The sequence below is a fragment of the Curtobacterium sp. APC 4022 genome, assembly GCF_030407555.1.
Classification (GTDB): Bacteria; Actinomycetota; Actinomycetes; order Actinomycetales; family Microbacteriaceae; genus Curtobacterium.
This window is the reverse complement of record NZ_JASDDD010000093.1, coordinates 1-4154: the sequence shown is the minus strand read 5'-3', so window position 1 is coordinate 4154 and position 4154 is coordinate 1. Positions and strand designations below refer to the sequence as shown.

Annotated in this window: 3 protein-coding genes; all 3 read left to right on the top strand. The window is 72.0% G+C overall.

Annotated elements, in window-relative coordinates:
• The first annotated feature begins 59 nt into the window (after nt 1–59).
• From mtrA to QL987_RS16680, 3 genes are read left to right on the top strand one after another with little or no spacing between them, the layout of a single operon-like run.
• Nucleotides 60–737: an MtrAB system response regulator MtrA gene (gene mtrA, locus QL987_RS16690; RefSeq protein WP_110904734.1), complete on the top strand. Its 678-nt coding sequence runs from the start codon at nt 60–62 to the stop codon at nt 735–737.
• A 5-nt stretch (nt 738–742) separates the two neighbouring features.
• Complete coding sequence (gene mtrB, locus QL987_RS16685) at nt 743–2407, top strand: MtrAB system histidine kinase MtrB (protein WP_253463507.1); 1665 nt, start codon at nt 743–745, stop codon at nt 2405–2407.
• Nucleotides 2404–4149 carry an LpqB family beta-propeller domain-containing protein gene (locus QL987_RS16680; protein ID WP_290158772.1) on the top strand — a complete coding sequence of 582 codons (1746 nt, stop codon included), beginning with the start codon at nt 2404–2406 and terminating at the stop codon, nt 4147–4149. The genes mtrB and QL987_RS16680 overlap by 4 nt, the downstream gene beginning before the upstream one ends.
• Nucleotides 4150–4154 lie beyond the last annotated feature (5 nt).

Sequence of the window (4154 nt, the reverse complement as noted above, 5' to 3'; positions counted from 1 at the left end):
TCGTGAGCGGAGAGCACCCGTCCCTGGGTGCCCACCCTGCCCTCCGGAGTCCGCATCCCATGACACCGCGCATCCTCGTCGTCGACGACGACCAGGCCCTCGCCGAGATGATCGGCATCGTCCTCCGGTCGGAGGGCTACGAGCCCGACTTCAGTGCCGACGGCAACGACGCCGTCGAGGCGTTCCACGCGACGAAGCCCGACCTCGTGCTGCTCGACGTCATGCTGCCGGGCATCGACGGCATCGAGGTGTGCCGTCGCATCCGGGCCGAGAGCGGCACCCCGATCATCATGCTCACCGCCAAGGGCGACACTGCCGACGTCGTCGCCGGGCTCGAGAACGGTGCCGACGACTACGTCGTGAAGCCGTTCAACCCGAAGGAGCTCGTCGCCCGGATCCGGACCCGCCTGCGGCCGACCGCGACCGACGCGACCGTCCTGCACGTCGGTGACCTGGTCGTCGACGTCCCCGGGCACGAGGTCCGCCGGGGCGACGCCGCCATCGCCCTCACCCCGCTGGAGTTCGACCTGCTCCGGGCGCTCGCCGAGAAGCCCAGCCAGGTGTTCACCCGCGAGATGCTCCTCGAGCAGGTCTGGGGCTACCACTACAAGGCGGACACCCGCCTGGTGAACGTGCACGTGCAGCGCCTCCGCGCCAAGATCGAGCACGACCCGGACAACCCGCGCATCGTGACCACCGTCCGCGGGGTCGGGTACCGGGCCGGCGCGCAGAGCTGACGTCCGTGCCGTCGTCGTCGGCCCCGGCGCCGTTCCGCCGCGTGCGCCGGCGGGTGCGCACCTGGCTCCGCCGGATCTGGCGCGGGATCGCGTACCTCTGGCGTCGCTCGCTGATGGTCCGCTCCGCCGCGATCACCGTCGCGACCACCGGGCTCGCCGTCGCCGTGATCGGCACCGCGGTCATGGTGAGCATCTCGAACAACGTCTACGCGCAGCGCCGCGACCAGATCGAGGCCGAGTCGGCGCGCGCGACGATCGTCGCGCAGAACATCTTCGACGCGGCGACCGCGGCCGAGGACAACAACCAGACCGAACTCGAGTCGCTGCAGAGCGAGGCGCAGAACGCGATCCTCTCGAACACGACCAGTCCGGGTGGGACGAGCATCGCGATCGAACGGACACCGGGAGCCCGGACCCCGCAGATCCTGCAGAACGTCGCCAGCTACGGGTTCCCCGACTCCGTGATCACCGACGACCTGCGGAAACGGGTCGCCGCCGACACCGGCGAGCTCAGCCTGCAGCCCGTGCGGCTCGACGGGCCGGGCGGCCGGGGCCCGGGACTCGCCGTCGGGTCCACCCTGCAGATCCCGAGCGCCGGGCAGTACGAGCTGTACATCGTGTACGACCTGTCCGATGCCCAGCAGACGCTCGACTTCGTGTCGCAGACCCTGTCGATCGGCGGTGTCGCCCTCATCGTGCTCATCGCCCTCGTCACCTCGCTCGTGGTGCGCCTGGTCGTCGTCCCGATCCGCGGCGCTGCCGAGACCAGCCGCAAGATCGCCGCCGGCCGCCTGGACGAACGCATCCCGGTCCGGGGCGAGGACGACATCGCCACGCTGGCCCGGAGCTTCAACGACATGGCCGACGCCGTCAGCCGACAGATCACCCAGCTGGCCGAGCTCTCGCGCGTCCAGCAGCGCTTCGTGTCCGACGTCTCGCACGAGCTCCGCACCCCGCTGACGACGATCCGCCTGGCCGGAGACCTGCTGTTCGACGCCCGCCACGCCTTCGAGCCGTCCGTCGCCCGCTCCGCGGAACTGCTGCACGCCCAGGTCGACCGGTTCGAACTGCTGCTCGCCGACCTGCTCGAGATCTCCCGGTACGACGCGCAGGCCGTCGAGCTCGAGACCGAACCGGTCGTCCCCGCCGCACTCGCCGCCGACATCGTCGAGGAGTTCCGCCCGCTCGCCGACCGTGCCGAGATCGAACTGCGCCTGGCCACCCCGGGCGGACACACCACCATGCAGCTCGACGCCCGCCGGATCCGCCGGGTGCTCCGGAACCTCGTCGGCAACGCCATCGAGCACGGCGACGGCCGCCCGGTCGACGTCGTGGTCGACAGCGACTCCCGGTCCGTCGCCATCGCGGTGCGTGACCGAGGAGTCGGGATGCCGGCCGAGGACACCGCCCGCGTGTTCGACCGCTTCTGGCGCGCCGACCCGAGCCGCAAGCGCACCATCGGCGGCACCGGACTCGGGCTCGCCATCAGCCTCGGCGACGCCCAGCTGCACGGCGGCCGCATCGACGTGTGGTCCCGTCCGGGCGAGGGGTCCGCGTTCGTGCTCACCCTGCCCCGCCGGAGCAGTGAGGCCCCGCCGACCTCCGCGATCCCGCTGCCCGCACTCGACGAGTCCTACGAGGGACCGACCGGAACGGAGGAGCCGGCATGACCCGGACCGAGCGCCACGGAGGAACCGGCACGACCCGGACCGACCGACGGACCCGCACCACGCGCCTCCGGCTCGTGCTCACGGCCGCGCTCGCCGCCGTGACGCTGCTCTTCGCCACCGCCTGTGCCGCGATCCCGACCGGCGGGCCGGTCCGCTCCGGGCAGTCGATCACCGACGAGTCGCCCACGGGCGGCGTCGACTACCGCCCCACCGGACCGGAGGACGGCGCGAACCAGACCGACCTGCTCACGCAGTTCATCGACGCCGCCACCGGTGCCCAGAACGACTACGCGGTCGCCCGCGAGTTCCTCAGCAGCGGGTTCTCGCAGAAGTGGAACCCGCGCCAGGGCGTCACCATCCGGCAGGGCGACGGCGACGTCGAACGGGTCGGGGACGAGGAACTCACCTACACCCTGACGGCGAGTGCCTCGGTCGACGCCGACGGCGAGTACACCCAGGCCGTCCGGCCGACGTCCTCGACGCTGACGTTCCAGTTCGTCCGCGAGGACGGCCAGTGGCGCATCAGCTACGCCCCCGACGGGATCATCCTGTCGCCGGTCAACTTCACCTCGGTGTTCCAACCGCACGCCCTGTACTTCTATGACCCGACCTACCGGTTCCTCGTCCCCGACGAACGGTGGTTCCTGGCCCGGTCCTCGACGAGCACCCGCATCGTCAGCGCCCTGCTCGCCGGACCCGCCGAGTGGCTCGAGGGCTCGGTCGTGTCCTCGTTCCCCGAGGGCACGCAGCTCTCGCTGAACGCCGTCACGATCGAGAGCGGCAGCGCGCAGGTCGACCTGTCGAGCGAGGCGCTCCGGGCGAACACGGTCGAGAAGGTCCGGATGCGCGAACAGCTCACCGACTCGCTCTCCTCCGTCGCCACGATCTCGTCGGTCGACCTCACGGTCGAGGGCGTCCCCGTCCCGTTGCCCGACTCCAGCGGTACGAGCGCGCAACGCAACCCCGACGTCGACGCCCGTCCACTCGTCGTGCAGGACCGGGTCACCGGGTACGCGACGGCCGGCACCGGGGACGTCACCGCGCTCGGCGGCGGCCTCAGCGACCGCATCGCCGGACTCCGACCGCAGTCCCTGGCCCTCTCTGCCTCCGGTTCGGTCGCCGCCGTGGGCAACGACGACGGCGTGTTCGTCGTCCGGTCCGGCAAGGCCCCCCTCCGCATCGACACCCGGGAGGACCTGGTCGCCCCGAGCATCGACGACCAGGGCTTCGTCTGGGTCGCCCAGCGGTCGGACACCCGGTCGATCACCGCCTACGGCCTCGGCGGCGACCCGCACACCGTCACCTCGACCCTGCCGGACGGGAAACTCGTGTCGTTCCAGGTGTCCCGCGACTCGACGCGCGCCCTGGCCCTGCTCGACACCGACGACGGGGCAGCGCTCTACGTCGTCGCGATCACCCGGGGGTCGGACCGGGCACCGACCTCCCTCGGACCGCCGGTCCGGGTGCAGGCCGCCGAGGGCGACCCCGTCGGAGCCGCCTGGGTCGACGAGCTCGACGTCGCCTCGGTCGGACGCACCAGCGCCGGTTCGAGCGTCGTCCGCACCACCGTCGGCGGCCAGTGGGACACGCTCGCCAAGCCGGACGGGCGGGCCACGGGGATCGCCGGGGGGAGCGGCAGTGCGTTGCTGCTCCGGATGTCGGACGGGTCGGTGCTGCAGTCCACCGGGGGTGCGTGGGACACCACCGGTGTCGAGGCGTCGGTGCTGGGCGTGCAGCGCTGACCGTC

What these genes read in the sequence shown, in the direction of transcription:
- QL987_RS16680 (WP_290158772.1), top strand. Translation starts at nt 2,404, where the DNA reads ATGACCCGGACCGAGCGCCACGGAGGAACCGGCACGACCCGGACCGAC.
- mtrA (WP_110904734.1), top strand. Translation starts at nt 60, where the DNA reads ATGACACCGCGCATCCTCGTCGTCGACGACGACCAGGCCCTCGCCGAG.